The sequence below is a fragment of the Corynebacterium sp. c7Ub_26 genome, assembly GCF_053760365.1.
Map to the genome: position 1 here is coordinate 149,225 of NZ_JBSNBL010000001.1, position 24,886 is coordinate 174,110.

Annotated in this window: 23 protein-coding genes; 13 read left to right on the forward strand and 10 right to left on the reverse strand. The window is 59.3% G+C overall.

What is annotated here, in order from left to right; translation table 11 throughout:
* Positions 1–8: 8 nt before the first annotated feature.
* From ACWORE_RS00655 to secA, 3 genes are all read left to right on the forward strand, one after another.
* Positions 9–749 (forward strand): ComF family protein, encoded by a 741-nt coding sequence (locus ACWORE_RS00655; RefSeq protein WP_455302043.1) that lies wholly within the window; start codon positions 9–11, stop codon positions 747–749.
* 243 nt (positions 750–992) lie between these two features.
* The gene (gene hpf, locus ACWORE_RS00660; RefSeq protein WP_046202652.1) at positions 993–1,688 is read left to right on the forward strand and encodes a ribosome hibernation-promoting factor, HPF/YfiA family; all 696 of its coding nucleotides are present in this window, start codon (positions 993–995) and stop codon (positions 1,686–1,688) included.
* Positions 1,689–1,986: 298 nt separating this feature from the next.
* The gene (gene secA, locus ACWORE_RS00665; protein WP_046205107.1) at positions 1,987–4,722 is read left to right on the forward strand and encodes a preprotein translocase subunit SecA; all 2,736 of its coding nucleotides are present in this window, start codon (positions 1,987–1,989) and stop codon (positions 4,720–4,722) included.
* A 50-nt stretch (positions 4,723–4,772) separates the two neighbouring features.
* Here secA and ACWORE_RS00670 read toward each other — a convergent pair whose 3' ends face one another.
* Complete coding sequence (locus ACWORE_RS00670; protein WP_455302046.1) at positions 4,773–5,465, reverse strand: hypothetical protein; 693 nt, start codon at positions 5,463–5,465, stop codon at positions 4,773–4,775.
* A 71-nt stretch (positions 5,466–5,536) separates the two neighbouring features.
* On the opposite strand from ACWORE_RS00670, the gene ACWORE_RS00675 reads away from it, so the two are divergent.
* Together ACWORE_RS00675 and ACWORE_RS00680 are read left to right on the forward strand one after the other, a co-directional pair.
* Positions 5,537–5,947, forward strand: a complete 411-nt coding sequence (locus ACWORE_RS00675; RefSeq protein ID WP_041628875.1) for an HAD family hydrolase — start codon at positions 5,537–5,539, stop codon at positions 5,945–5,947.
* Between the two features lie 10 nt (positions 5,948–5,957).
* Positions 5,958–6,464: a DUF6912 family protein gene (locus ACWORE_RS00680; protein ID WP_455302048.1), complete on the forward strand. Its 507-nt coding sequence runs from the start codon at positions 5,958–5,960 to the stop codon at positions 6,462–6,464.
* Here the strand turns inward: ACWORE_RS00680 and ACWORE_RS00685 are convergent.
* The 5 genes from ACWORE_RS00685 to ACWORE_RS00705 all read right to left on the reverse strand — a co-directional run bounded on the left by ACWORE_RS00685 (position 6,394) and on the right by ACWORE_RS00705 (position 12,569).
* Positions 6,394–8,046 (reverse strand): chloride channel protein, encoded by a 1,653-nt coding sequence (locus ACWORE_RS00685; protein ID WP_455302050.1) that lies wholly within the window; start codon positions 8,044–8,046, stop codon positions 6,394–6,396. The genes ACWORE_RS00680 and ACWORE_RS00685 overlap by 71 nt on opposite strands.
* Before the next feature lie 17 nt (positions 8,047–8,063).
* A complete protein-coding gene (locus ACWORE_RS00690) occupies positions 8,064–9,377 on the reverse strand; it encodes a chloride channel protein (RefSeq protein WP_455302052.1) in 1,314 nt (437 codons plus the stop codon).
* Positions 9,367–10,434: a ribosome small subunit-dependent GTPase A gene (rsgA, locus tag ACWORE_RS00695; protein ID WP_455302054.1), complete on the reverse strand. Its 1,068-nt coding sequence runs from the start codon at positions 10,432–10,434 to the stop codon at positions 9,367–9,369. The genes ACWORE_RS00690 and rsgA overlap by 11 nt, the downstream gene beginning before the upstream one ends.
* Positions 10,431–11,903, reverse strand: coding sequence for a 3-phosphoshikimate 1-carboxyvinyltransferase (locus ACWORE_RS00700; protein ID WP_455302056.1), 1,473 nt, complete (start codon positions 11,901–11,903; stop codon positions 10,431–10,433). Before ACWORE_RS00700 ends, rsgA begins: the two co-directional genes overlap by 4 nt.
* Before the next feature lie 93 nt (positions 11,904–11,996).
* Complete coding sequence (locus ACWORE_RS00705) at positions 11,997–12,569, reverse strand: aminoacyl-tRNA deacylase (protein ID WP_455302567.1); 573 nt, start codon at positions 12,567–12,569, stop codon at positions 11,997–11,999.
* A gap of 75 nt (positions 12,570–12,644) precedes the next feature.
* On the opposite strand from ACWORE_RS00705, the gene ACWORE_RS00710 reads away from it, so the two are divergent.
* Genes ACWORE_RS00710 through ACWORE_RS00720 form a run of 3 tightly spaced genes read left to right on the forward strand, consistent with a single transcriptional unit; the run spans position 12,645 to position 13,784 of the window.
* Positions 12,645–12,827, forward strand: a complete 183-nt coding sequence (locus tag ACWORE_RS00710) for a hypothetical protein (protein WP_296136360.1) — start codon at positions 12,645–12,647, stop codon at positions 12,825–12,827.
* Positions 12,820–13,407, forward strand: a complete 588-nt coding sequence (locus ACWORE_RS00715) for a sigma-70 family RNA polymerase sigma factor (protein ID WP_412728550.1) — start codon at positions 12,820–12,822, stop codon at positions 13,405–13,407. Before ACWORE_RS00710 ends, ACWORE_RS00715 begins: the two co-directional genes overlap by 8 nt.
* A gap of 56 nt (positions 13,408–13,463) precedes the next feature.
* The gene (locus ACWORE_RS00720; RefSeq protein WP_052722176.1) at positions 13,464–13,784 is read left to right on the forward strand and encodes a hypothetical protein; all 321 of its coding nucleotides are present in this window, start codon (positions 13,464–13,466) and stop codon (positions 13,782–13,784) included.
* 145 nt (positions 13,785–13,929) lie between these two features.
* Here ACWORE_RS00720 and ACWORE_RS00725 read toward each other — a convergent pair whose 3' ends face one another.
* Positions 13,930–14,004, reverse strand: coding sequence for a 50S ribosomal protein bL37 (locus ACWORE_RS00725; protein ID WP_012732104.1), 75 nt, complete (start codon positions 14,002–14,004; stop codon positions 13,930–13,932).
* Between the two features lie 222 nt (positions 14,005–14,226).
* Positions 14,227–14,487 carry a WhiB family transcriptional regulator gene (locus tag ACWORE_RS00730; RefSeq protein ID WP_046202645.1) on the reverse strand — a complete coding sequence of 87 codons (261 nt, stop codon included), beginning with the start codon at positions 14,485–14,487 and terminating at the stop codon, positions 14,227–14,229.
* 597 nt (positions 14,488–15,084) lie between these two features.
* Between ACWORE_RS00730 and ACWORE_RS00735 the strand changes: the two genes are divergently transcribed.
* Positions 15,085–15,633 carry a hypothetical protein gene (locus ACWORE_RS00735; RefSeq protein ID WP_406604923.1) on the forward strand — a complete coding sequence of 183 codons (549 nt, stop codon included), beginning with the start codon at positions 15,085–15,087 and terminating at the stop codon, positions 15,631–15,633.
* A gap of 29 nt (positions 15,634–15,662) precedes the next feature.
* On the opposite strand, the gene ACWORE_RS00740 is transcribed toward ACWORE_RS00735, so the two are convergent.
* Together ACWORE_RS00740 and ACWORE_RS00745 are read right to left on the reverse strand one after the other, a co-directional pair.
* A complete protein-coding gene (locus ACWORE_RS00740; RefSeq protein ID WP_455302058.1) occupies positions 15,663–16,997 on the reverse strand; it encodes an Rv3212 family protein in 1,335 nt (444 codons plus the stop codon).
* A gap of 85 nt (positions 16,998–17,082) precedes the next feature.
* Positions 17,083–18,732, reverse strand: coding sequence for a DEAD/DEAH box helicase (locus ACWORE_RS00745; protein ID WP_455302060.1), 1,650 nt, complete (start codon positions 18,730–18,732; stop codon positions 17,083–17,085).
* 156 nt (positions 18,733–18,888) lie between these two features.
* On the opposite strand from ACWORE_RS00745, the gene ACWORE_RS00750 reads away from it, so the two are divergent.
* From ACWORE_RS00750 to ACWORE_RS00765, 4 genes are all read left to right on the forward strand, one after another.
* Positions 18,889–19,122, forward strand: coding sequence for a DUF3107 domain-containing protein (locus ACWORE_RS00750; protein WP_455302062.1), 234 nt, complete (start codon positions 18,889–18,891; stop codon positions 19,120–19,122).
* Between the two features lie 109 nt (positions 19,123–19,231).
* Positions 19,232–20,278, forward strand: coding sequence for a DUF3152 domain-containing protein (locus ACWORE_RS00755; RefSeq protein ID WP_455302064.1), 1,047 nt, complete (start codon positions 19,232–19,234; stop codon positions 20,276–20,278).
* 36 nt (positions 20,279–20,314) lie between these two features.
* Entirely contained in the window at positions 20,315–21,250 is a 936-nt protein-coding gene (locus tag ACWORE_RS00760; RefSeq protein WP_406604918.1) for a TIGR02569 family protein, read from the forward strand.
* 83 nt (positions 21,251–21,333) lie between these two features.
* Positions 21,334–24,879, forward strand: coding sequence for a PD-(D/E)XK nuclease family protein (locus ACWORE_RS00765; protein ID WP_455302066.1), 3,546 nt, complete (start codon positions 21,334–21,336; stop codon positions 24,877–24,879).
* Positions 24,880–24,886: the final 7 nt, after the last annotated feature.

Genomic DNA, 24,886 nt, shown 5'->3' on the forward strand with positions numbered 1-24,886 from the left:
TGATGCCAGTGCGGTGGACGATTGGCTCGGTCGCGCGCGCGACAATGGATCTTCTCCTCCCCGTGGATTGTCCGGGATGCGGGCATCCCACGGTGCCGGGGGAACCGTCGGGGTTGTGCATTCGGTGCGAGCGCCTGTGCCAGCAGGATCCTCCCTTCTTCACGACGCCACGCCTGGACCCCGGAATTCCCATCGTGGTGAGCGGGCCCTATGGAGGAGTGCATCGCCAGGTGCTCTTGGGCGCGAAGGAGCGTGGCCGACGCGATGCACGGGATGTGTGCGGCGCGCTGATGGTGGGCACATTCCGCTGGCTGTGGGCTAACGGGTACCTGCCTGATCCGAGGGTGGGGCCGTGGGTGCTCGTGCCTGCGCCGACGACACGTCGTGCGTCGCGCCAAAGGGGAGGCGACCTGGTGACACGGTGGTGCCAGGACAGCGCCCAGGGAATATCTGGCGATATCAGCGTCGCCCCCGTGTTGCGAAGCAGAGGGACCAAGCGAGATCAGGTCGGACTGTCCGCCACCGCCCGGCGGGAGAATCTGTCCGGCGCAGTGACCGTCGATACCCGTGAGTGGGAGCGGCACACCAGGAATACGCGGGCAAACATGGGGCAGACCGGTCCTCATTCGCCCCGCGTGATCCTCGTGGACGATGTCGTCACAACCGGATCGACATGCGCGGAATCGGTGCTCGTTCTTCGCGCGCATGGGTGGCATCCGGTGATGGGGGTAGCGTTGTGTAGCGCGTAGCCCACTAAACCCCCTTGATAATGTCCGTTTAGTGCTCCTCAAGGCCGTGATTGTGGGTACCCCCACCCCCGAGTTCGAGCTCGTCCAGGTAGTCTTGAAAGTGTCCTTGAAGGCAACCATTGGGTTGCCGTGGAACCGGCGCCATACACAGTGCCGCAGGAAAAGAGCTGGATAAAAGTCCTATAAGGCTATTGCGATTCAGTCCGTGCGACACTGGCGCCCCTAGTTTTGGAGGTAGAGCTCGTGACCACACCTGCTGAGAAAGATGAGGCTGTCACACCACAAGCCCAGGTACACCTCACTGGCCGTAACGTTGACATTCCCGATCACTTCGCCGATAGGGTTAACGCGAAATTGGCCAAAATTGAACGCCTGGATCCTACGTTGACCTCCTTCCACGTCGAGCTGCTGCATGAACCTAACCCGCGCCGCGCTGACCGCGCTGATCGCATTCAGATCACGGCGTCTGGCAAAGGTCATATCGCTCGGGCGGAAGCAAAGGAAGATAGCTTCTATGCGGCATTGGAAAGTGCAATTGGCCGCATGGAACGTAGCCTCCGGAAGGTGAAAGTGCGCCGGCAGATTAGCCGTTCTGGCCACCGCACACCGATCTCCGTGGGCGAGGCGACGGCCCAACTGGTGCAAGACGCCAAGGATGAGCAGAAGACAGAGCAGCCTGGCAAGTACGACGTTGATCCCTACGCAGCGGACTTCGAGCCGGGCAAGATTGTTCGTCGCAAGACTCACCCGTCGACACCGATCAGTGTCGACGAAGCACTCAGCGAGATGGAATTGGTTGGGCACGACTTCTTCCTGTTCGTGAATAAGGAAAACAACAAGCCGTCGGTTGTGTACCGTCGTCACGCTTTTGACTACGGTCTGATTACCCTCGGCTCTGAGGAAGAGGCTGCGGCAGAATCTGCCGACGCAGACAAGTAACGTCTCTGCGTAGTGGAAACACTGCACGGCGGTAGCATTATTGCTGTACAGCCTGCCGTGCAGCGTTGACGAAGCGCTCACTCCGGCTCCTTCGTGGGGCCGGTTTTCCTATGTGTGGCCCAAGACAAGTTGGCAGATAAGCCACCAGATAAATTGGCGTGGTTCACCCGTTAGTGGCCAACACCGTATACTGCCAACCGAGTAGACTGCCCGTGTTATCTATGCTCACCTGGTGGGGCATACACTCGCTGGTAGCGTTATCCATCCATAATCGACAGTTGTTAAAGGACCATTCCCTGTGCTTGGACTCTCCTCGATCCTCCGTGTTGGCGAAGGACGCGCCGTCAAAAGGCTGAAGAACATCGCAGACCGCGTCATCGCCCTTGAAGATGATTATGCAGCGTTGAGTGACGCGGAATTGGCCGCGAAGACCGATGAATTCAAACAGCGCCTCAAGGATGGCGAAACGGTCAACGACCTGCTCTTGGAGGCCTTCGCCACCGCTCGTGAAGCGTCGTGGCGAGTTCTGGGACAAAAGCACTTCCCCGTGCAGGTGATGGGCGCGGCGTCCTTACACTTCGGTTCCGTCGCCGAGATGAAAACCGGTGAAGGTAAGACCTTGACCTGTGTGCTTCCCGCATACCTGAATGCCCTGGAGGGCAAAGGCGCGCACGTCGTGACGGTGAATGACTACCTGGCTAAACGTGACTCGGAGTGGATGGGCCGTGTTCACCGTTTCTTGGGCCTGAAAGTTGATGTCATTCTCTCCGGCATGACCCCGGAGGAACGCCGCCAGGCCTATAACGCGGACATTACTTATGGCACCAATAATGAGTTTGGTTTCGACTACTTGCGCGACAATATGGCCCACTCCTTGGACGAGTTGGTGCAGCGTGGTCACCATTACGCCATCGTCGACGAGGTTGACTCCATTCTTATCGACGAAGCACGTACGCCACTGATTATCTCCGGCCCCGCAGAGGGAACGTCGGAGTGGTACACGGCGTTCGCGCGGATTGTGCCCCGGATGACCCGCGATATTCACTACGAAGTGGATGAGCGCAAGCGCACCGTCGGTATTCGCGAGGAAGGTGTCGAGCTGGTTGAGGATCAGCTGGGTATCGACAACCTGTACGCGCCGCAGAATTCGCAATTAGTGGGGTACTTGAACAACGCCATTAAGGCGAAGGAACTGTTTGTTCGCGATAAGGACTACATCGTCCGCAATGGCGAGGTCCTTATTGTCGACGAGTTCACCGGCCGTGTGCTGTCAGGCCGCCGCTACAATGAGGGCATGCACCAGGCCATCGAGGCCAAAGAAGGCGTAGAGATCCAGGCCGAAAACCAGACCTTGGCGACGATTACGCTGCAGAATTACTTCCGTCTGTACGACAAACTGGCTGGCATGACCGGTACCGCGGAGACCGAAGCGTCCGAGCTGCACCAGATCTACAAGCTCGACGTGAACCAGATCCCGACCAACCGGCCCAACCAGCGTATCGACAAGAGTGACCTGGTCTACAAGACGCAGGAAGCGAAGTTCCGCGCCGTGGCCGACGACATCGAAGAGCGCGTGCAGAAGGGGCAGCCGGTGCTGGTCGGTACGACCTCTGTTGAGCGCTCCGAGTACCTGTCGCACCTGCTGCAGTCGAAGGGTGTGCGGCACAGTGTGCTGAACGCGAAGCACCACGAGGAAGAGGCGCAGGTTGTTGCGCAGGCCGGTCGCTTGGGCGCGGTCACCGTCGCGACGAACATGGCTGGTCGTGGTACGGACATCGTGCTCGGCGGTAACCCGGACATCATCGCGGACATTAACTTGCGTCAGCGCGGGCTCGACCCGGTGGAGACCCCCGAAGAGTACGAGCAGGCGTGGGATGAGGAGATCGCCCGCGTTCGCGATGCCTCGAAGAAGGAAGCGAAAGAGGTGTGCGAGGCCGGTGGCCTGTACGTGCTGGGCACGGAACGTCACGAGTCTCGCCGCATTGATAACCAGTTGCGCGGTCGTTGTGCGCGTCAGGGGGACCCCGGTGAAACGCGGTTCTACCTGTCGATGCGCGACGAGCTGATGACCCGCTTCGTTGGGCCGTCCATGGAAGCCATGATGAATCGCCTCAACGTGCCGGACGATGTCCCGATCGAGGCGAAGATGGTGACCAACGCCATCAAGAGCGCGCAGACGCAGGTCGAAAGCCAGAACTTCGAGATGCGCAAGAACGTCTTGAAGTACGACGAGGTCATGAACTCGCAGCGCAAAGTTATCTACGCAGAGCGTCGTCAGATTCTCGAGGGCCTGGATTTGCGCGACCAGGTTCGCGCCATGATCGACGACACCATTTCCGCGTACGTCTACGCGGAGACCGCCGACGGGTACGTCGAGGATTGGGACCTGGGTGCATTGTGGAACGCCCTGGAGAGCCTCTATGGGCCGACGATGAGCTGGCAGTCTCTTATCGATTCGTCGGAGTACGGTCCGGCCGGGGAGCTTCCTGTTGAAGATCTGCGCCGGGCATTGATTGATGACGCGTTGGCCCAGTACGAGGACCTCGAGAAGGTTGTCGAGGCCATCGGTGGCGACGAGCAGATGCGTAACCTCGAGCGCTACACCCTATTGAACGTCGTGGACCAGAAGTGGCGCGAGCACCTCTACGAGATGGATTACCTCAAAGAAGGTATCGGTTTGCGCGCGATGGCCCAGCGCGATCCCCTTGTGGAGTATCAGCGCGAGGGTGGCGACATGTTCCGCAAGATGGAGGATGGCATCAAGGAAGAGGCCGTCCGGCAGCTGTTCATGGTTCGCCAGCAGATCGAAGCGAACAAGATGCAGCAAAATGCCGACGTTAATGGTGACGGCGAAGTCGATGCGACGGACTTCGCGGGCGAGCGCCAGGAAGTGCAGATGAGCTACTCCGGGCCGGATGAGACCGGTTCTGCGTCGGCAGTGAACGAGGGTGACGCGGAGGCTCAGCCGAAGAACCGCCGTGAGCGTCGTGCGGCTGCTCGGGCTCAGCGCAAGAGCGGACGTCACGCCCGGTAACTGATTGCCCTCCCGCGTGGAGGGTTTTCCCGCGTGGAGGGCCCGGACGTTCACATGAACCGCAGCGTCGTTATTCGGTAGGACGTTCGGGTTTTTGCTGCTTTACCAGCCAGTATTCGCACTCGTCCTGGCTGGTGCGACCGCGGGCCTCGTGCTTGCCACGTTCCGCAGAATTCAACAAAGCGGGGGCGCTCTCCTTCTGCCTCGTTCGTCGAGCAGTGAACCATGATGAGCCGCCCCGCCACGATGGGTGCATGCGGGCTGGTGCTCAGTCGGGATAGCGTTGTGAGTGATTGCCGAACAACGGGGGCGAAATCGTCGGGGGATAGTTTGGATGGTGGCCGGTGGCCACTCGCGGTCTCTAGCGCGATGGTGACGAGTCTTCGGATCACGGCCGTGGGGGTTGCCAGAGGAATCGGTGAGTAGCTGGTCTCTGACGGCGTTGGGCCGAGAAGAGCGGCTTGTGCTGGGGGATTCCCCACGTATTCGTTGGTGGCCACGTACTTGTTGGTGTCTACGTGATCATTGGGGTGTTCGCTGGCATCCAGAACTGCGCGGCTGGTGACGTGATGCAACAAGGTGAACCCCGGGATCGGTTTTAGCAAGTCCGGTTCAATGAAGGGTCGGGCCGAAGGGGGAGCAATGGCATTCGACTCGGTGGCTATCGCTTCTTCAGCTGCTGAGTTCATGGTGGTTGCGGTGTTCATACTTGATTCGACGTAAAAATGCGCTGACGGTTCCATCCGGCGCGATATATGCCACGCCCACACTGAGACAGGGCATCGAACCCGAAGTTCGGTTACGATAGTGCGACATGAGAGGTTTGATTGTGGATTATTGTGGCGTTTTAGACGTGTCCGAGGAGGACGCGGACCGGTGGCGCGCCCTGCTCCAAGCAGCGAAAGCAAATGGCGTGGCCACTGCTATTTTGTCGAATGATCCCGGCGGACCCCAAGCAGATCCCATTCGCGAGTGGGAACGCTCCGGCACTGTCGATGCCGTCGTCCTTTCCGGCGAAGTCGGGGCGGATAAGCCGTCGGAGGAAGTTTTCCAGGCAGCCGCCGACGCCATTGAACTTCCACTGAATGATTGTGTTCTGGTGGACGATTCGATCGAGAATGTCAAGGGCGCCGTCGAATCCGGGATGGTCGGGGTGCTGTACCAGCAGTTTGACCGGACGGTTGTGCAGGTGACGGGCTTGTTCGGTCTGGATGGTGACTTCTAGGTTGGCAACAATGCGGATTTACGTGCCGGCCACGTTCAGTACGTTGCAGGAACTGGCGGAGAACAAATCTATGCCGGTACGTAGCGGTGTCGCCTTTGCCGTGACCCCGGCTTTGCGCGAGTACTTCACCTCGGGTGACGACGAAGAGCTGGGCTATCAGGCGTATTTAGATGCAGGCCGGGCCTCCTTGCGGCTTCTCTCGGTGGGGGACGAGGACCGCTTTCCTCACCGCCGTGTCATCTTCACTTTCGAGGTAGATGAGTCCACAGTGACTCCGGACCCGACGTCGGGCGAATCAACGGTCCGGTTGGATCCACCGACATTATCTGCCGACGATCTTGCGTCCATTCATATCGACGTCAAACAGGCTGAAGAGGATACAGCGCAGGCGCTACGCGTCATCGATGAAGCCGACCTGGGCGACGACGACGCGGAGCATCTCCTGGCTAACTGCGAGGATCACGATCTTGCGTGGTACGACCCCCAGGAGCTGCCGATGGTGGTCCAGCTTTTGTAGAACTTGCCGACGGAGAGTGCGTGCCCTGATCCTGGGCGCTGTCTTCCGTCACCTTTTCAACCCGATGCCAGCCCGGCTCTGTGGTGTGAGTGCTTCGGGACGGCCGAGCAGCCTTTTGCGACCGCATATCGTCGGCAAACGGACCATGCTGAGCAGTGGCGACGCCGGCCTTATTGGGTGTGACCGTGCGCCGGAATAGCCAATTCTGGCCCTTCTGGGTGGCGCGGACAGCGAGTGCTGCAGCAATGACAGCGACGAACATCGCGAGGTAACCGTCGGCACCCTGATTGGTGAACTCGACGGCTGCGAACAGCCCAAATAGCGGGGCGGCCATCGTCGTCGAGAGGAATGCGGCCGCTCCCAACAGTGCGCACGCACGCGGGTCGACGCTGGGGAACATCCATTGCCCCGCGTAGCCCAACACGCAGCCGAGCAGTGCGCCCAAGGCGAAGGAGGGCGTCAGAATCCCTCCGACCGCGCCCGCCCAGAAGCTTGCGCAGGTCACCGCCAGGCGGATGACGAAGACCGCGATGGCCCCGCCGAGTGTCACCCGCGCGGTGAGCGCCAGGTTGGCGGAGTACGCACCATTACCGCTGGAGCCCAGGAAAAAGAGGGACAGAACCCCGACGATCGCCATCACGCCTGTCGTGGCTAGCGACTGCCAGCGTGCGGACACGGGCCGCGCAGATGCCCGATGAGCAAGGCGCGCGAAATAGTCGCCGGCCAGGCCAGCTATCGAGCCAACGACAATAGCGCAGAGCAAAGTCAGTGCGCTTTCGTTCAACTGTGCCGCGTTATAGGTGACTCGCGGTGCGCCCAGGAGCCCCGAGACCGTCGTCGCGACCACCGAGCAGGTCATCGTCGTCACGACTGCTCGCACGGAGGCGGACACTAGGAGCAGCTCGATGGTGAACAACGCACCGGCCAAGGGGAGGTGGAATGACGCCGCCATGCCTGCCCCGGCGGCCGACGCAACGAGGAGGCGGAGGGTCCGTCGGTCTACCTCCCACAGTCGAGAGAACGCGGAGGCGATGAGGGCGCCGATCTGACGGGGAGCCTGCTCGCGGCCGATGGGAACGCCCGCAGAAACGCTGATGATCTGCAGCAATGAGCTAGAGAGCGTGGAGCCGACGGGCATGGTGGTGCCCTGCATGGCTTGGGGGATAGAGACGCGCCGGGTGGATCGCCAGTGCAAAACGGCCCACCCCACCCCGGAGATGAATCCGACGGCCACGAGGTGAATGAGCAGATTGATAGTGGGGCCGAGCGAATCGAGGGGAGATATCTCGTGTTGATGGTCGGAGCCGTACACCAACCGCTCGGTGAACAAGATCAGTTGGGCCACTCCGGCGATGAACGCGCCCACGATAATCCCGATGATGGTGGCGTAGACGGCGACGAGTCCGATGGGGGACCGTGACACGCTGGAGGTGGGTACGGGCGGGAATTGCGAGATGTCATCATCGCCGGCCGACGCGATGGAGTACGACCGCAAGCGGGTACGAAGGGGATGTTCGCCCGACGAGTCGGTGGCGCGCGTGTTTCTCTGTTGCCAGTTGTTCACCACCCTGCGCCACCACATGAAAATAGGTTAAGGGTTCACTGGCGTGTCAAGAAAGAAAAGGTGCCTGCCCCGCGACATTTTTTACTCAATGTGGGGTAGATCAGGGGCAGACTTGCGACGATCACCGCGACGGCGATGGCAGGAATGCTGGAGAGCCCTTGCCCGGTGAATTCCACGGTGATGAGGAGGGCGAAAAGGGGAGCGCGTTGCGCGGTGGCGAGGAAGGCTGCCCCTCCGAGGACCGCGCATGCGAGGATTGGTGTTCCGTGGACATTTTCAGTGAGGACGGTTGTCGTGCTTCCTGTATTTCCGACGGTGCCCATGACCCCTGCGAGAGCAACGCCCGCTAATGCCCCCGCCATCACGCCGATAGAGAAGCTCGGGGTCAGGATTCCGCCGAATGCTCCGCTAGCGAGGCTGATGAGCGTGACGAGGATGTTGAGCGCACACAACAACGCAAGAGCTTTCCACCCTATCGAGGCGTCGAACGCGGATACCGCCGCGTATTTTCCGTTGCCGGCAAGAGCGGGGAGGCTCATTGCTGCGATGCCGGCCAGGGCGAACCCGGCGGGCATGCGGTACAGGATGCGGGCGTCGTGGGTGGCCCAGTGCTGACACCACCGAGCAAGGCGACGGAACGCGCTGCCCAAAGGGCCGATGATCACGCCAACCACGATGGCGAACAGCAAGGTTGTCCATGAACAGGTCACTCGCGGCGCGCTGTATTGCTGCCCGGTGGGCTCGATAAGAGCGGATATGACGGTCGCGATCACGCAGGTCGCACTCACGACGATGACTTTGTGAAGTCGGATGCCCACCCCGCACAATTCGATGGCGAACGCGATACCCGCCAAGGGAACGTGATAGGCGGCGGCAAGTCCCGCCCCTGCGGCCGACGCAATAAGCAGTCGCCGGAGTTCGGGAGACATGCGCGCCCATGCGGCAACGCGGTCGGCCCATAATGCACCAGCGACGCGCGGTGCGTTCTCCCGACCCACGGACGCGCCGGTGCCGACTTGCGCCACCTGGAGGGCAACATTCGTGCTGGTCTCGGGTACCGGGGATGGTTGTCCGTCGAGCGACTGCGGCACTGATGGTTGCGGACGTCCCCAGCGTTGAAGGGCCCACCACGCAATACTTCCGACGATGCCCGATGCGATGTACACGGTCAGAATTCGGCCGGGGGAGGTGGCGTCGGTAGGAATTGTCGCGGTGGATTCGTCGGCACCGAAAGAGAGTTTCTCGACGGCCAGGAAAAGGATGGTCAGGAGTGCTGCGGATACTCCGGTGAGCGCAGACACCCCGGCAACGCACAGACTGAGGACGGCGAGGCGGCGACTACGAGACATCCCGATTGAGGTCCCACTCGTCATTGGATCGCAGGGTCTCTAAGACGGACCGAATCGCGTGGACGCGCCGCGCGGTTGCGCCGGTGGCGGTGTCGAGCGCGCACTCGGGGTCGGCGGGCGGCCCCATGTGGGTGCACCCCCGCGGACAGTCGGTGATGAGCTCGGCGAGGTCCTCGAACGCGGCAATGACCGTATCGGGATCCACGTGGGCCAGGCCGAAGGAACGAATTCCTGGGGTGTCAATGATCCACCCGGCATCGCTTGGTTCGTCCGACGGGGCGGGTGTGGCGCCCGTCGGCAAGCGGAGGGCCACCGATTGCGTGGACGTGTGTTTTCCCTTGCCGACGCCGGAGACTTCCCCGGTAGCTCGGTCAGCATCCGGGACGAGGCGGTTGACCAGGGTCGATTTGCCGACGCCCGAGTGCCCGATGAGTGCCGTGACATGCCCGCGCGTCAGGCGTCGGACGTCGGTAATGTCGTCCTCTTGTCCGGCGATGACGATGCGGATGTCGAGATCCTCGAATTCGTGCGCAAAGGGCGCGGGATTGGTGAGGTCGCTCTTGGTGAGGCACAGGATGGGGGAGATGCCGCCGGCGAAAGCGGCCACGAGGGCGCGCTCCACGAATCCCGCGCGGGGCGGAGGATCCGCGACGGACGAGACGATGAGCAGCTGATCGGCATTGGCGACGACGATGCGTTCGTAGGGGTCGTTGTCGTCCGCAGTGCGCCGGAGGATGGAGCGCCGGTCGGCCAGTTTCACGATGCGCGCGAGCGTCCCGGGGTTCCCCGACGTGTCGCCGACCACGCCCACACGGTCGCCGACGACGATGGGGGTTCGGCCGAGTTCGCGGGCACGCATGCACACGATGGCGCGTGCGTCGTCGGGCTTGTCGTCCAGGACAACTCCCCATCGTCCGCGGTCTTTGGTGATGACCATGCCCCACTGCGCATTCTTGTGGGAGGGGCGGTCTTTCGTGCGGGGCCGGGAGCCTTTTCCTGGGCGAATGTGGACATCGCTTTCATCCCAGTCGCGTGAGGGGCGTCGTCGTGCGCTCATTCATGGCCGCCTTCTGCAGAATTCGTGGCTGTCAGCCATGTCCGTGCAAAATCGGGGAAGGTTTTCGAAGTAGTCCCAATATTTTCGACGCGAACCCTGGGCACGGCCAAACCGATGACGGCGCCGGCTGTGGCCATGCGGTGATCGTCGTAGGTGGGCCAGGTGCCGCCGTGAAGTGGGGCCGGGGTGATGATGAGGCCGTCGTCGGTTTCCTCGACCTGGCCGCCGAGTGCCTTGATGTTGGTGGCCAGGGCGTGAAGGCGGTCGGTTTCGTGTCCGCGGAGATGCGCGATTCCGTACAGGTGGGAGGGGGTGTCCGCGAGGGCAGCGAGGGCTGCGATGGTGGGGGTGAGTTCGCCGATGTCGTGAAGGTCCATCGTGATTCCGGTCAGGCCGGTACCGGATGAGCGGCGGTCTGCGGGCGCATCAGGACCAGTGACGACGAGGTCGTGGCTGACGAGATCACAATGAGCCCCCATGTTCTCCAGGATGGTGCGGAATTGGTCTCCCGGTTGAGTTGTTTTGGTCGGCCAGTTCGGGATCACGACGCGCCCACCCGTGACCGCGGCGGCAGCCATAAAAGGGGTGGCGTTGGACAGGTCGGGCTCGATAACCCACCGGTTCGGCTGAATATCCCCAGGCGCGACCTGCCACGTGTGGGGTTCCGGCATCGTGACGTCAATACCCGCGTCCCGCAGCATGTCGATGGTCATCTCGATATGCGGCTGCGAGGGGAGCGTGGCCCCTGTGTGCGTCACCATAATCCCGTGAGTGAAGCGCGCCGCCGAGAGCAGTAGGCCCGATATAAATTGCGAGCTTGATGACGCATCAATGCGTATAGCTCCCCCGCGCGGTCCCTCAGTAGTGCCGAGGTGTGATGCGTGCGGATTCTCGGTCGTTGAGTGCGCATCCGACGACGCCCCCTCAATCCGTAGTGGCAGCGAGTCGCCTTCGACGGTGGCGCCTAATTGACGCAGCGCGTTGGCCATGGTTTTCAGCGGGCGTTTGCGCGCGTGCGGGTCGCCGTCGATAAGAACTGGCCCGTCGGCAAGAGCCGCGACGGGAGGTAGGAAGCGCATAACTGTTCCAGCAAGTCCGCAGTCGACGGTTGCTCCGTGCAGCTGAGGCGTCGGCGTGACGAGGAGAGAAAACGATGCCGGTGGTGTTCGTCGGGAATTATTGTCTGTTGACGACGGAGCGAACGACGAGCCCGACGATGAGTCTGCCGACGAATCGCTCTCCTCGATACTGACCCCCATGGCCCGCAAAGCCGCGATCATGAGGTCAGTGTCCCTGCTGCGCAGCGCACCTGTGATGGTGGACGGGCCCGACGCCAATGCCGCGAGAATGAGCGCCCGGTTCGTCATGGATTTGGAACCGGGGATGGTCACGGTGGCGGTGACAGGGTGTCGGGGAGTGGGGGCCTCCCACAGTGGGGTGTCGGGTGACTGCGCTTTCACGGTTGTCATTGTTGCATTATCGGCGGGGGACTGCATAGAAGTGCGTCATGGCGGGGGTTGGTTCCGTGTGAGGCCGAAAATGGCGGGGCCCCAGCAGCACACCTAGTGACCTTCGAGTATGTCGGCGGTTGTGGCGTCGGTGAGTGAAATAAGGTCTTGCGGGGATAAGCCGATATTGAGGCCGCGCTTGCCCCCAGAGACGTACATGGTGTCGCACAGAAGGGCGGTTTCGTCGATAACGGTAGGAAGGCGATGCTTTTGGCCGAGCGGAGAGATCCCGCCGGTGATATATCCGCTGCTGCGCTCTGCATCCTTGGGCTTCGCCATGCTGGCTTTCCCGTGCCCGTATCCGCGTTCCTTCAAAGCCACGGCAGCGTGTTTGAGAGATAGCCTCCCGGTGACGGGGACCACCGCTACCGCCAGGTCGGGCTTGGGTTCTTTCCCGGCAGCGAGGTCGATGAGCAGGGTTTTGAAAATCTGGTCGGCTTCGATTCCTTCACTCGCCAGCATCTCGGCGGCTTCTTCGCCGTAATTAGTGGTGTGATGGTCGAATTCCCGAACCTCATGATCGACGCCGGCATCTGCGCACACTTGCAATGCGGGAGTCGCGGCTCGGCCTGTTTTCTTCCCGGACGCTGCTTTCCCATGACCCTTCTTGCCACTCGTGGCTGCTATTTGTACACCGTCACCGAAAGTAAATACACGGTGGGGGCATGTCGATTACGATCATGTCGGTTACGATGAAGAACGATGACTGCGAATGTTGCGACTGTTTTGTGTCGATCGATGTCGGGAACTCGGCTGGTGATTGGGGATAACCAATCGGGCCGTCCCGCTGGCAACCGCGTTGCGTGCCGACGCTGCTCGTTCGCGAGTCTAAGCACAGAAGAGAGTCTTCAAGGTGCACGTCGTGAGGAGGTTCTCTGTGGCTAATCAAGCCGATTTTGAAGAGCAAGCAATGCCGCTGTTGGACCAGCTCTATGCGGGTGCGCTGCGGATGACACGAAATCCACCGGACGCGGAAGACCTTGTTCAAGAAACCTATATGAAGGCGTATCGCAATTTCGGGTCCTTTAAAGAAGGCACGAATTTGAAGGCCTGGATGTACCGCATTATGACGAATGCGTACATCAATGATTATCGCAAGGCCCAGCGCCGGCCGACGGAATCGCCGACTGATGAGATCACCGATTGGCAATTGGCTGCCAACGCGGAGCATGACTCGACGGGTCTGGAGTCAACCGAGGTCGAAGCACTAAAAAACATTCCCGACGATCGCATCCGCGATGCTCTCATGGATCTTCCCGAGGACAATCGGATGGTTGTTTACTACGCCGACGTTGAGGGGATGCCGTATAAGGAGATCGCTCATGTGATGGGTACTCCGGTGGGAACGGTGATGAGTCGCCTTCACCGCGGAAGAAAAAAGCTGCGGGAAGCGTTAAAGGAAGTGGCCTCGGAACGTGGCATAGGCGGCGTCCAAACTGCTGGATCTGCTGAAACACATAAATAAATCCGAAAAGTACCGTCAAGAATAAGTACCGTCACGTGTATGAAAGGAACGACCCCATGACTCATCATTGCGGGAATGAACCCAAGGATGAGGAGCCTGGCGCGTCAGACTCCTCAGCATCTGCCGGTGGGTATGCACTCGATAGTTGTTGTCACGACATTATCGACGAGTTGAATGATCTTTTGGACGAACCGTGTAATCCGGAGCGCCGTCAGGCGCTGATGGAGAGGGTGAATAGCTGCCCGGAGTATTTTGAGGCCTACGGGATTGAGCAAACCGTGCGTAGTCTTCTCCGTCGTAGCTGTTCAGAGCCTGCGTCACGCGAGTTGCGTGCCCGGATTCACGTGGCGATCACGGAGCAAATTCGCTACGAGTGAGTGGGTTGTGCTGCTCGTCCGTCACGGGGAGTGTCGACGATATTTATAGACGAGAAAAGGGTGAACCTCATGGTAGGTTCACCCTTTTTGTTATGAGTTGTGTCAGCTATTCGGCAGCTGCACTAGATGTTTCACGCGAGGTGTTTTATGCGCTGGGCCGCTTGCCGTGGTTAGCCTTCTTCTTGCGGCGGTCCTTGCGCTTGCGTCCACGTTTGCTCATCGCGGCTCTCCTTTACTTGATTGGGGCAGTGGACGTGCAGTGCACGTCGTGTCTTTTCATAGGGCCGAGCCACGCGCGGGCGGTCACGACGCCATAGGAAGGTGATTTTATCGAATGGTCATTGTGATAGCTAACGCGGTCTGATCCCGGGCTTCAGTTATGTACCACGGATCGCCTGATGAACCCACGCGCGCTGAGCCGTCGTCAGTGAGCTAACGGAGCTTAGACCGTAGCGCGACGACGGGAGTTGTTGCGGTTGCGGCGGCGCTTCAGAGTGCGTCGTTCGTCTTCGCTCATGCCACCCCAGACGCCGGCGTCCTGGCCGGTCTCGATGGCCCAGGCGAGGCACTGCGAGGTCACTGGGCAGCGGTTGCAGACAACTTTTGCACGAGCGATCTGTGCCAGTGCGGGGCCGGAGTTTCCGACGGGGAAGAAAAGCTCGGGGTCTTCGTCACGACAAACGGCTTTGTGGCGCCAATCCATGAAATTCTCCTTGTTACGTGCGGTGGGGGTGGCGGGTGCTATGTCCGGTTATCGCTAACTCGACCGATGCTCCGGCCGGCAGGCACGCCAAAAGCAGCCATTGCCATGGCGTCGAAAGTGGATTAGGTGAGGACGATCGGGGGAAATCCGGAAACTAGTCCTCGAAACAGCACCCTCGTCAGCAGAAACGTTTGTCTCGCTGATGTGCGTACTTGGAAACTATGGCACGGCTTGGCCAGCATTTCTAGGGTTCGGGGGTAAAATGTGTCCAACGTCATAGGAACTGTTTTTGACAGTCAGCCGTCAACCTCTAGCATTATTTGGATTGTTTGCAATAGCTTCCTTAAGCCTAAAAAGCGACAGAGTGTCACCTTAAAAGCGCTGGATATTCAGGTGAATATCACAGAAATTCAAGGTAAACACAGGGTAGCTATGGGGGTGGTAGGGTCGTATATGCCCATCTTTCAGTCCGATGTTCCGCCTGATGTGGTTGCAGCACGGTAATCAGCCTGGTTGCGGTTTCATTGCCGACGGCTATTGACGACGACGAACCCGCGCGTGGGGCGTCGTCGGTGCCGGGGTTGCTACAGTGAGCGTGTGTCTAGTTCCCGTAAGAAGCGTTCGGTCAATCGTGGTGTGCGGCGGAGGTCTGACCAGCGGCCGTCGCCAAAACAGCCCCGCGAGGATGTTCAGCCAGCGCACGACCATCAGCACGACGCCCGAGAGGCAGAATTGACGCTCCCGTCGACCGTGAAGTGGGCGGGTTACGTCGGCCTGATAGAAGGTGCTGTGGGGCTGATTGCCGCGATCGTGATGGTCATTCAGACGGCCCGGGGACACGGCGATGGCGACGCGAAGGTTGAGGGAGTGCTCGCCAGCTGGGGCAGTGGTTACGGAACGGCATTGTGGTTCGTCATCATTTTCGGCGCTGTTGCTGCGGCTGGATGGGCCTTGACGCGTGGTAAGCGGTGGGGGCGCGCTCCGGTGGCGATGTTGAATATGCTTCTGCTGCCGGTGGCCTGGTACATGTTTTCCTCGTCCCGGCCGGACCTGGGCACTCCAACGCTTCTTGTGTCCTTGGTCGGACTCGGGCTGATTTTTAATCCCGCCGCAGTGTCGTGGGCGGCATCACGGTACGGCCAATAGACCGCCACTAGCCTGCATTAATCCGCGCCCTAGGAACGATATCCCACCAGGTTATTTCCCTGCCGCTCGACGATGGTTTTGCCCGCAACGCGCAAGCTCACAGCGTCGGCAATGGCTGTGGAGTCATCCCCACCGGTAGACACGGCATCACCGCGGGAAGTCCTCTCGACGGGGATCGTTTTACCCGCCTCGCCCTTCTTAGTATCGACGACGCTAATGCCTCCCTTAACGGGCACCAAGAGATGATTATCGCCGACGACATCCCCAGTCCCCAGCGCATCGGCCACAACGAACTGGACGGAAAGGTCATCGGGGTCAAAGGCGTAGAGCCGCTCTCCATCCCACCAGAACATGTTGTGTGGACCATCGTTAATGGCGGGCTCGAACGTATTCTGAGTATCACCCTTCTCAGCCGCATCCGCATTCGCACGCGTATGGGCGTCGATCAGAGGTGACGGTTTCACTCGCTGCGATGACGTGACGTGGCCTTTCTTGTCCACGACGTCAATGCGGGGTTCACTCGCAGCCACATATACAGCAACCTTGTTTTCGCTGATGGCAACGATCTGCGCGGTGTCGGCACCCAAGTTGTACGACTTAATCATCTCGGGCTTGCGAGAATCGTCCGGTACAGCCTTCATCAGCCGAAGCATGGCATGGCCGTCGCTGTCTTTGTCGTCAGGGCAGTTTTCGAGGACGGCGAACAAATCGGACCGGGTCAACGCGGAACGAATTGTGCAGTGGGGGAAGGGCTGCATTTCAGGCTCGGCTTGGTCTTCGACATCGCCGAATTCAACTGTGCGCACGAGATCATTACGCCACAATTCCATCCGGGTAGGCGTGACGACGCCGACGTTATCGTTGGAGCGAACCATCGACACGGGGCTTGAGTTGGCCGACTCGCGGCTGTGTGAGTATTCGCCGGTCGCGTCGTCGAGAGAGCTGACTTCACCGCAGCCCGCAGGGCCCTTGAAGACGGGAATGAACTGGGAAAATGATGCTGTTACCCCGCACAGGTCCTGGTCGCGGGTGTATGACCACCGGACCGACCCTGTAGCTGGGTCCAGGCCTTCCACTTTTTTCTCCCCCGTCGCCAGAACCGTCGGGCCACTGACAACTGGGCCTTCGGGGGCAGGCCCGGAAATCTCGTGAGTCCACGTTTGGTACAGGTCAGCGGGCACACTCGTGAGCTGATCCTCAGCTTGGGGCGTGCCATCTGCGGTGGAAAGGTGAGAATGGCGCGCCTCAGATGTCACCCACACGCCGAGGACCCACACGACCACGATGAGCGTGATAACAGCTACTGCAATCCGGTCAGTGCGCGTGGAACGTTCCGCAGGAACCCGGGGCCTGAATCTCTTCATACACTTTGACCTTACGTGTGTTGTCAGCACCGCCCTCATTGGGCTTCACTGTTGTTTACGACGTTGGGATCCGACGCCGGGATCGTTACTTACGACGCTGGGACCGCGAGCGAGAATGCGACCGCGATCCGGACCGTGAACGACGCGACCGCGACTCCGACCGTCGGTGGGGATCGCCTTGGCGCCGGTCATCACGACGCGGGCGCGAGGCTCTATTCGCACTCTTCCTCTGCGGGCTGAGCACCTTGGCGCCACCATAGACCGGGCGGGATTCTCCGACACGTTCGTCCACGTCGTCGGGGATATTTAGCGCCTCACGCAACTCGGGTGACGTCGAAAACCATTCATCGAGTTCCCCGACGTTGAGGTCGAGTTCGTCGTCAATGACTTTCCATTTGGTGACCTCATCCCATCCGACGAGGGTCACCGCGGTGCCGGTGTGTCCGGCGCGGCCAGTTCTGCCGATGCGATGCACGTAAGTCATGGCGTCGTCGGGCACCTGATAGTTAATGACGTGGGTGACGTCGTCCACGTCGATACCGCGGGCGGCAACATCCGTCGCGACGAGAACTTCAATCTTCTTGCTACGGAACGCGTCGAGGGACTTTTCCCGCGCGGGTTGCGCCATATCCCCATGGACCGCGCCAACGAGGAAACCGCGCTGGGCGAGGTCGTCGGCCACGTCGGCGGCGGAGCGTTTGGTGCGCGTGAAAATGATGGTCCGGCCGCGATTGTGCGCTTGCAGAATGGCGGACAAGGTGGCCAACTTGTTGAGCTTGTGGTTCTTAAACGCCACCTGTTTCGTGGTGGCGTGCGTCGTCGAATCATCCGTACCCTCAGCGCGGATATGAACGGGCTTGTTCATGAACGTCCTGGCCAACGCCATGATTGGTGCCGGCATCGTCGCCGAGAAGAGCATGGTTTGGCGCTTCTCAGGCACCTGCTGCAGGATTTTCTCGATATCGGGGAGGAACCCGAGGTCTAGCATTTCGTCGGCTTCGTCGAGCACCAGAACGGCGACGTGGGAGAGGTCGAGCTCACGGTTCTTACACAAATCCAGCAGCCGACCGGGCGTGCCGACGATGCAGTCGGTTCCCTCACGGAGCTGCGTAATCTGTTTCTCAAAGGGGTGGCCGCCGCAAATCGTGGTCACGCGCAACGAACGATGCTCATCATTGAAATTGGCTAAGTGTTTCGCGGCCAGGGTGAGGTCATCGGAGACCTGATAGGCCAGCTCGCGGGTGGGGGCGACGACTAATGCTCGGGGCGTTCCGTCGAGCTCTGGGATGGCAGCATCGTCAAAAATACGGTCGAGCAGCGGCACTCCGTATGCCAGCGTTTTCCCCATACCGGTTCGGGCTTGTCCGATGAGGTCTTTGCCATCGAGGGCCAGCGGGAGAGTGAGCTCCTGGATGGCGAATGTGTGCGTGATACCGTGTTCGGCCAGGGCGTCGACGATTTCTGCCGCGACGCCGAGTTCCTCAAACGTCGGTGTTCCGGATTGTGCGGAGTCGGCGGGCTGTGATGCCGTGTCGGAAGCGGCCGCATGATCATCGGCGGGCGCATTTGTGGAGGCAGTCGCGTCTTTGGGAGCGAAGGTGGCCCCGGGAGTGGTATTGTTCGTCCCTTGATTAGGCGATGCCGTCTGAGGCGCTGCCGAGCGTGATGAACGCCGGACAGCTCTCCGCCGTCGCGATGATGTACGTGCTTGCTGCGAACGCTGCTTGTCCGTCATGGTGGTTATCCTATCGTGGTGCCTACAATGGCCGGTGCTGGGCTGGTGAGGCGTGTTCGCATCTGCCGAAAAATAGCCGTTATGGTGCCGTCATATAGCCATCATGGTGAGGCTATAGGCGGCATAGAGACAACCCGACGTTGATGATAAGGATGGATGATGGAAATCAAGATTGGTTTTACAGATAACCCCCGTGAGCTGGTCATTAATGCCAAGGGGAAGAAAGAAGAAATCACCACCAAAATTAACGACGCCTTGTCCGAGCCGACGGATACCAGCGCCGTGTTGAGCATCGACGATGCCAAAGGACACACCCATTTGATTCGCCGTGCCGCAATTGCTTACGTAGAGATCGGTTCTGAGTCGGCTCGCCCCGTCGGCTTCGCGTAAAACACGCGCCAGCTGTTTTAGCAATCGTGTTTTAATACCGCCCGTTTAGTATCCGTCTGCTGCCTTCGCCTTTCCGCCCCACGAGGTATCTCCAAAGAGTCATTATCGAATGAGCCACAACATCGACGTGCACCGTGACCGTGCCCATGCCGGCCACGTCAATAACTCTGCTGTCGACCCCGATGGTCCTGCGCCGATGACCCGTACCCCGTTGAGGAAGAAACCTCGGTCGGGGGCGGCCACGCCTGCGGAACCCACGCCAGTGATGCTTGCCCGTCGATGGGGGTGGGGTGCGCTGGTTATTCCCGTCGTCACCGTGCTTGTCGTGTGGCTGGTTGTTGCTGCGACGACAGGGGTGGGGAATCCATTTCGGGCGTCGACAGTGCAAGACTCCCCATTTAGCCAGGGTGATGGTGATGGAGCGCAAGGCGATGGCCCGCATGGGTTGGGTGATAATCCGGTTCCATCGTCGCCGGAGTTGGAAAAAGGTCTGCAGAAGGAGTTGCCCAAGGGTGGCCCGTACACCGAGGCCGGTGAGGGGACGTATCGCGCGATTGGTAGGCCGGGGATGAAGGTCGGCGAGGGCAAAACCAAGCGCGTGAAATTTGTTATTGAGGCTGAAAAAGGGCTCGATACGAATAGCTACGGCGGGGACGATGCGGTCTCGACGATGATTGATAGCACTCTTTCTGATCCGCGGAGCTGGACACACGATAAGAACATCGCGTTTGAGCACATCGATATCGATGACCCCACCCAGACGCCCGATTTGCGCATCCAGATTTCCAGTCCGGAAACCGCCCGCCAGGCCTGTGGGGATAGCATCAAAATAGAAACCAGCTGTTTTACTGCTGCAGGTAATCGTGTTGTTCTCAATGAAGCCCGGTGGGTTCGTGGTTCCGGGGCTTTTAATGGGGATCTGGGGTCGTATCGCGAGTACATGATCAACCACGAGGTCGGGCACGGAATTGGCTACGCTCACCACAAAGCATGTGAAGACGATGGTGGATTGGCGCCTATCATGATGCAGCAGACACTGGGGTTGGCCAATAACCCATTGCATAAGCTGGATAAAGAATCCGCCCAGGTGTACCCCGAGGACAATAAAGCCTGTAAATACAATGCATGGCCGTACCCGCAAGCGTCGAAATCGTAGTGCGTAAGGGACAGAACGTACTTAAGGATGGAACCCATGACTTCAGCGGAGCCGACACCACTTCATGACATGGCCCCACCGTCGGACCCCATCCTGATGGGCTTCCGGGCAGATCGCGGAACCCCCGAACTCTTGGGGCGCGAATGGGGGTACGGGTGGAAAGTCCAATCTGCCGTTCTTCGACGCGCACATCACGCGGATACGGCAATTTGGTCGGCGAAGATGCGCCACAAACTGAAGCCATCGGGGATCGGCGTTGTTCGCCCGCTGAGCTCGTCTGATGGACGCTACATTCTCGGAGGGTGGCACGCGGACACATGGGTACAGGGGCATCCCGCTCCTCGATTTGATGAAATCGCCGCCGCATCGCTCCTTCTGTCGGAATCGATCGACCAGGCGATGGGGGTGGGCGGAAACGACCGCTTCAGCGAGAACCCACTTCCGCAGATCGACCTCGACGAACGCCCGTGGACAACGCAACACCTCTTCGCCGCAGCAGATCAGGCGGCGTTTTCCGAGGATCCATCGCAGGTGATCGCGCCGGGTCTCGACGTCTCCGCAGTGGCGAGTTCCACCGTTGCCCAAGCCTTGGAGCTGGCGTCGTCGGTGGCGGCTTTGCGCGACGAAGTGCAGGCTCCCAACCGTGTGGTGTCTTCCGACATGGTCGGGACGACCGTGTTCGATGGGTCCTCGCCGGCCGTCGTGACTGAGATCCCGCCGGTGTTTCACCCGCATGCATGGCCCGTTGCTTTGACCGTCGTCGACGGTATGGCCTGGGGAAATGCCGACGATGGTTTAGCAGCGCGGTGGTCACACCTGCCGGACTTCGACGAAATGATGGTTCGCGCGGTGCTCTATCGGTTGTTCGTCCACGCGCTGCATCCCGATGCTAAGGAGAGCTCACTCGTGGGGCTGGGGCGCATGGTTGAGGTCGTCCGTGCGCGTCGCGGTTCTGGGGCGCGCACGTCGTAGGGCAACGGTTGCGCAGTGTGTTTTTGGGAGATGTGAACAGAAACCGAGCTAGCGTGTCCTAACCAAGTGCAATAATTAGCACTATGTTGACATCGACCCCCTCACGCAGTCCCCTCCACATTCATCTGACTAAAGAAGCTCCCGTCCATGCTGACTTCCATTGGCAAGGGCAAGCGTCTGATCTTATTAGCTCTGCAGGCTCCTCATCAGGCACTTTTGTAGTCCAGGGTGGGCCTGGTTCTGGTCGTTCGTCGTTTTTACGGGATGTTGCCCGGGCAGAGATTATGGCCGGCACAGATCCGGATTCCATCTTGTTTCTCACTGCGTCGAAAGAGGCTGCTGCTGAAACTAATCGGTGGCTTTTAAGTGCAATCGAACAAGAGTTTGATAAAGATAACGCGGTAGAAAGAGTCTTTTCCGGATCGATCGCCCGGTCAGTGCACTCGTTTGCATTCGCCGTATTGCGAGACCAAGCGGCGCGCAACCCCGGAGCACCGAAGCTGCGTTTATTGACGGGCGCGGAACACGATGCAATGGTCCAAGACCTGCTCCGTGAACAGGCGGAACAGGGCTCGGATATATGGCCGGACAAGTTGAAACCTGCTCTGACAACTCTGGGGTTTGCCCGTCAGCTGCGCGACTTTTTGCTGCGTGTGACTGAGCGTGGGGTTACGTCCGAGAAACTTCGTGAGTATGGCCAGAGATTTTCTCGTGAGGAATGGATTGCCGCCGCCGACTTTTACAATGATTATCGCTCCACGGCTCGCCTTATGGGGGCGAATGCTCTTAATGCCTCAGAATTGATCCGCGCCGCCGTCGACGCACTTGACAATGATGAGGAATTATCGGAGCCGCTGAACTTCGATGTCATCCTTATCGACGATTCCCAGTTTTTCGATCCTCTGTCCTCGGCTCTGGTGGAACGCTTCCGATCTCGTGCGCGGCTCACGTTGGTCGCTAGCGCGGAATCAGGATCAGTGTTTGGATTCCGTGGTGGCAGCACGAAGTACGCGAAGAACCTAGTGGACAAAGAAAAGACTATCCACTTGCCGGGGACGAAACGAATGGCACCTCCGGTGGCGGAACTGGCTGCTGGCGTAGCCGATACGATAGGCCGCCTCGAAAGCGTAAATTGGGCGAAGCAAATCCGGCAGCAGGTTGCCACGAACTCTGCAAATGACGTTACCGACAGCGGCGAGGCTGATATCCGCATTCTCACATCACCGTCAGCAGAGGTTGCCGCGGTGGTGGACCGTGTTCGGCGTGCTCACCTTGTCGATAATGTTCCGTGGAAAGGCATCGCCGTTATTGTTCGGTCAAAGAGTCAGGCTGCTCCAATCAGGCGGGGATTGCTGTCCGCAGGTGTGCCAGTAGCCGATGATCCAACTGAGATCGTCCTGTCTGAGCAACCGATGGTTCGAGCACTTCTTCTCGTTGTCCGGGGTGCTGTTGATACGAACCTCACGAACGACGAGCTAGAACGAATGGTGCTCAGCCCCATCGGTGGTGGTGATCCAGTAACATTCCGCCGTATTTTGCGCGGGCTTCGTCGGGGTTTCATGAGATTAGAGTTCGATGATCCCGTAGCTGCGTCGAAGTTGGCAGCGGCGATTACGACCGACGATGAAGGTGACGGCGCCCCAGTTTTCCGCGCGATTGATGCTTTGCGGTTCATTCTTTTAGGTGGTGAGCTTGCCGATCTCACGAAGAACCTCACTGCCCGTGAAAAAGATCTGATCATGCGGGTACGCAGTGTCATTGAAGCTGGTCAGATGGCTTATCGCAACGGTGAGAGCATTGAGACAATCCTGTGGGAAGTGTGGAATGCCGCGGGCTTGTCGGATGCGTTGGTTGATCAATCGTTACGTGGTGGTGCTGTAGGGTCGATGGCCGATCGGCATCTCGATGCTGTCATGTCCTTATTCGACGCTGCCGGCGACTATGTTGAACGCCACCCATCCAGCACAATCACCACGTTCTTGCAGTTCATGCGTGATCAAGAATTACCGACGGGTGCTCGTGATCGACGTGGTCCCGTGCGCGACGCCGTCGTCGTGTCCCCGGCCCACGCCACTGTAGGAAAAGAATGGGATACCGTCGTCGTTGCTGGGCTGCAGGAAGACGTATGGCCGTCGCTGTCTGAAACAGGCACTATTTTCCGCCAAGAAGAATTTATTGACTTGGTGGATAGTGATGTTGAACCGGGCCTGCCCGGGAATAGACGTGGCCGTTATGACGATCGTTTGGCCGAAGAACGCCGTCTGTTCCTCGTGGCAGTGACACGTGCACGACGCTCCTTGTTGGTGACAGCTGTAGGGCCTCATGTTTCGGATGATGGAAAAGTTGATAGCGATGCAGATACGCGCTCTCGGTTTTTGGAGGAGATTGCTACCGATGATATTGCGTTGAGTTCGCACGATGGAAGCGATCATGAGTCCTCTGAGAGCGCGGATTCCGGTGCTACCGAAAACAGTGATGGGGCGGCGACGCAGTCATCGTTGTCGATGCGCCCGGAGCGCGAGTACCCTCGCGTCTTATCCGCGGATTCCCTCATTGCGGAACTCAGGCGCGCGGTTGAATCGAAGGACACACCTAGTCATGAGCGGGAACAGGCTGCCCGCCAGCTAGCCCGGCTGGCTTTGGCTGCGGGTGACGCCCCGTCCCGGGAATCGGTGATCGCTGCGGCGAGCCCTGATCATTGGTGGGGTCTTCAGGGACTTTCGACGACGAAGAGCTTGCACGATGACGATAAGTCATATGTCATTTTTCCATCTCAGGTGGAAGATTACCTTGCCTATCCTCTGGGTGCTTTTCTAAAGAGCGTCCAAACTGCGGGGCGTGATAGTAGCGAAACTTTGCTGGGGACTTTAACGCACATGGCTGCTGAGGCCATGGAGCGTGGCGTTGATGAGGAGGACGTTCGCTATGAGTTTCTAGCTACAGTACCTCGCCTTCTAGGCCCCCATGTGTGGAAAAAAGAAGAGGAATTCAAAAAATGGAAAGATGGATTTGATCGTCTAAGGAGATGGCTGGATGAGCGAGGGAATAATGGGGCCGGCTCGGTAAGGATTGAAGAAGACTTGAGCCCTATCGTCGGTCAGACAGATTCTGGTGACAACGTGGTGATCAAGGGGAGAATCGACCGTCTTGAAACTAATGATGACGGAAAGTATTTCATCATTGATTTCAAAACAGGGCGCGCGGCCGTTAAAAAAAAGGAGACGAAGAATCACCCGCAACTCAAGACCTATCAGACTGCGGTAGCGAAAAACCAGGAGCAGAAACCTAGTGCTGATTCTGTTTTATCTGTTTCTTCTCCTAGCGCGGACGAAGCTCGAGGAGACAGCTGTTTGGCAGGAGCAGAACTCATATATCTGAAGTCAAGGGACGCGAAGCCCGGGAGTAAAGCTGCCTCTCGTGAACAAGACCCGCTTACTAATGACGACATTGACGCTTGGACGAGACAGCTCATTGACCTTGCAATTATCATGGCCGGTCCGCAGTTTGCAGGTCGTTCTGATTTAGAAGCCGGTGAGAAAAACCGTTTTGGTTCTCTCGGCCTTCTGCTGACCGGAAAATCGGTGCTGGACCCGACCTTTACCCCATCAAACCCTGAGGACACAGATTAGTCCCCAT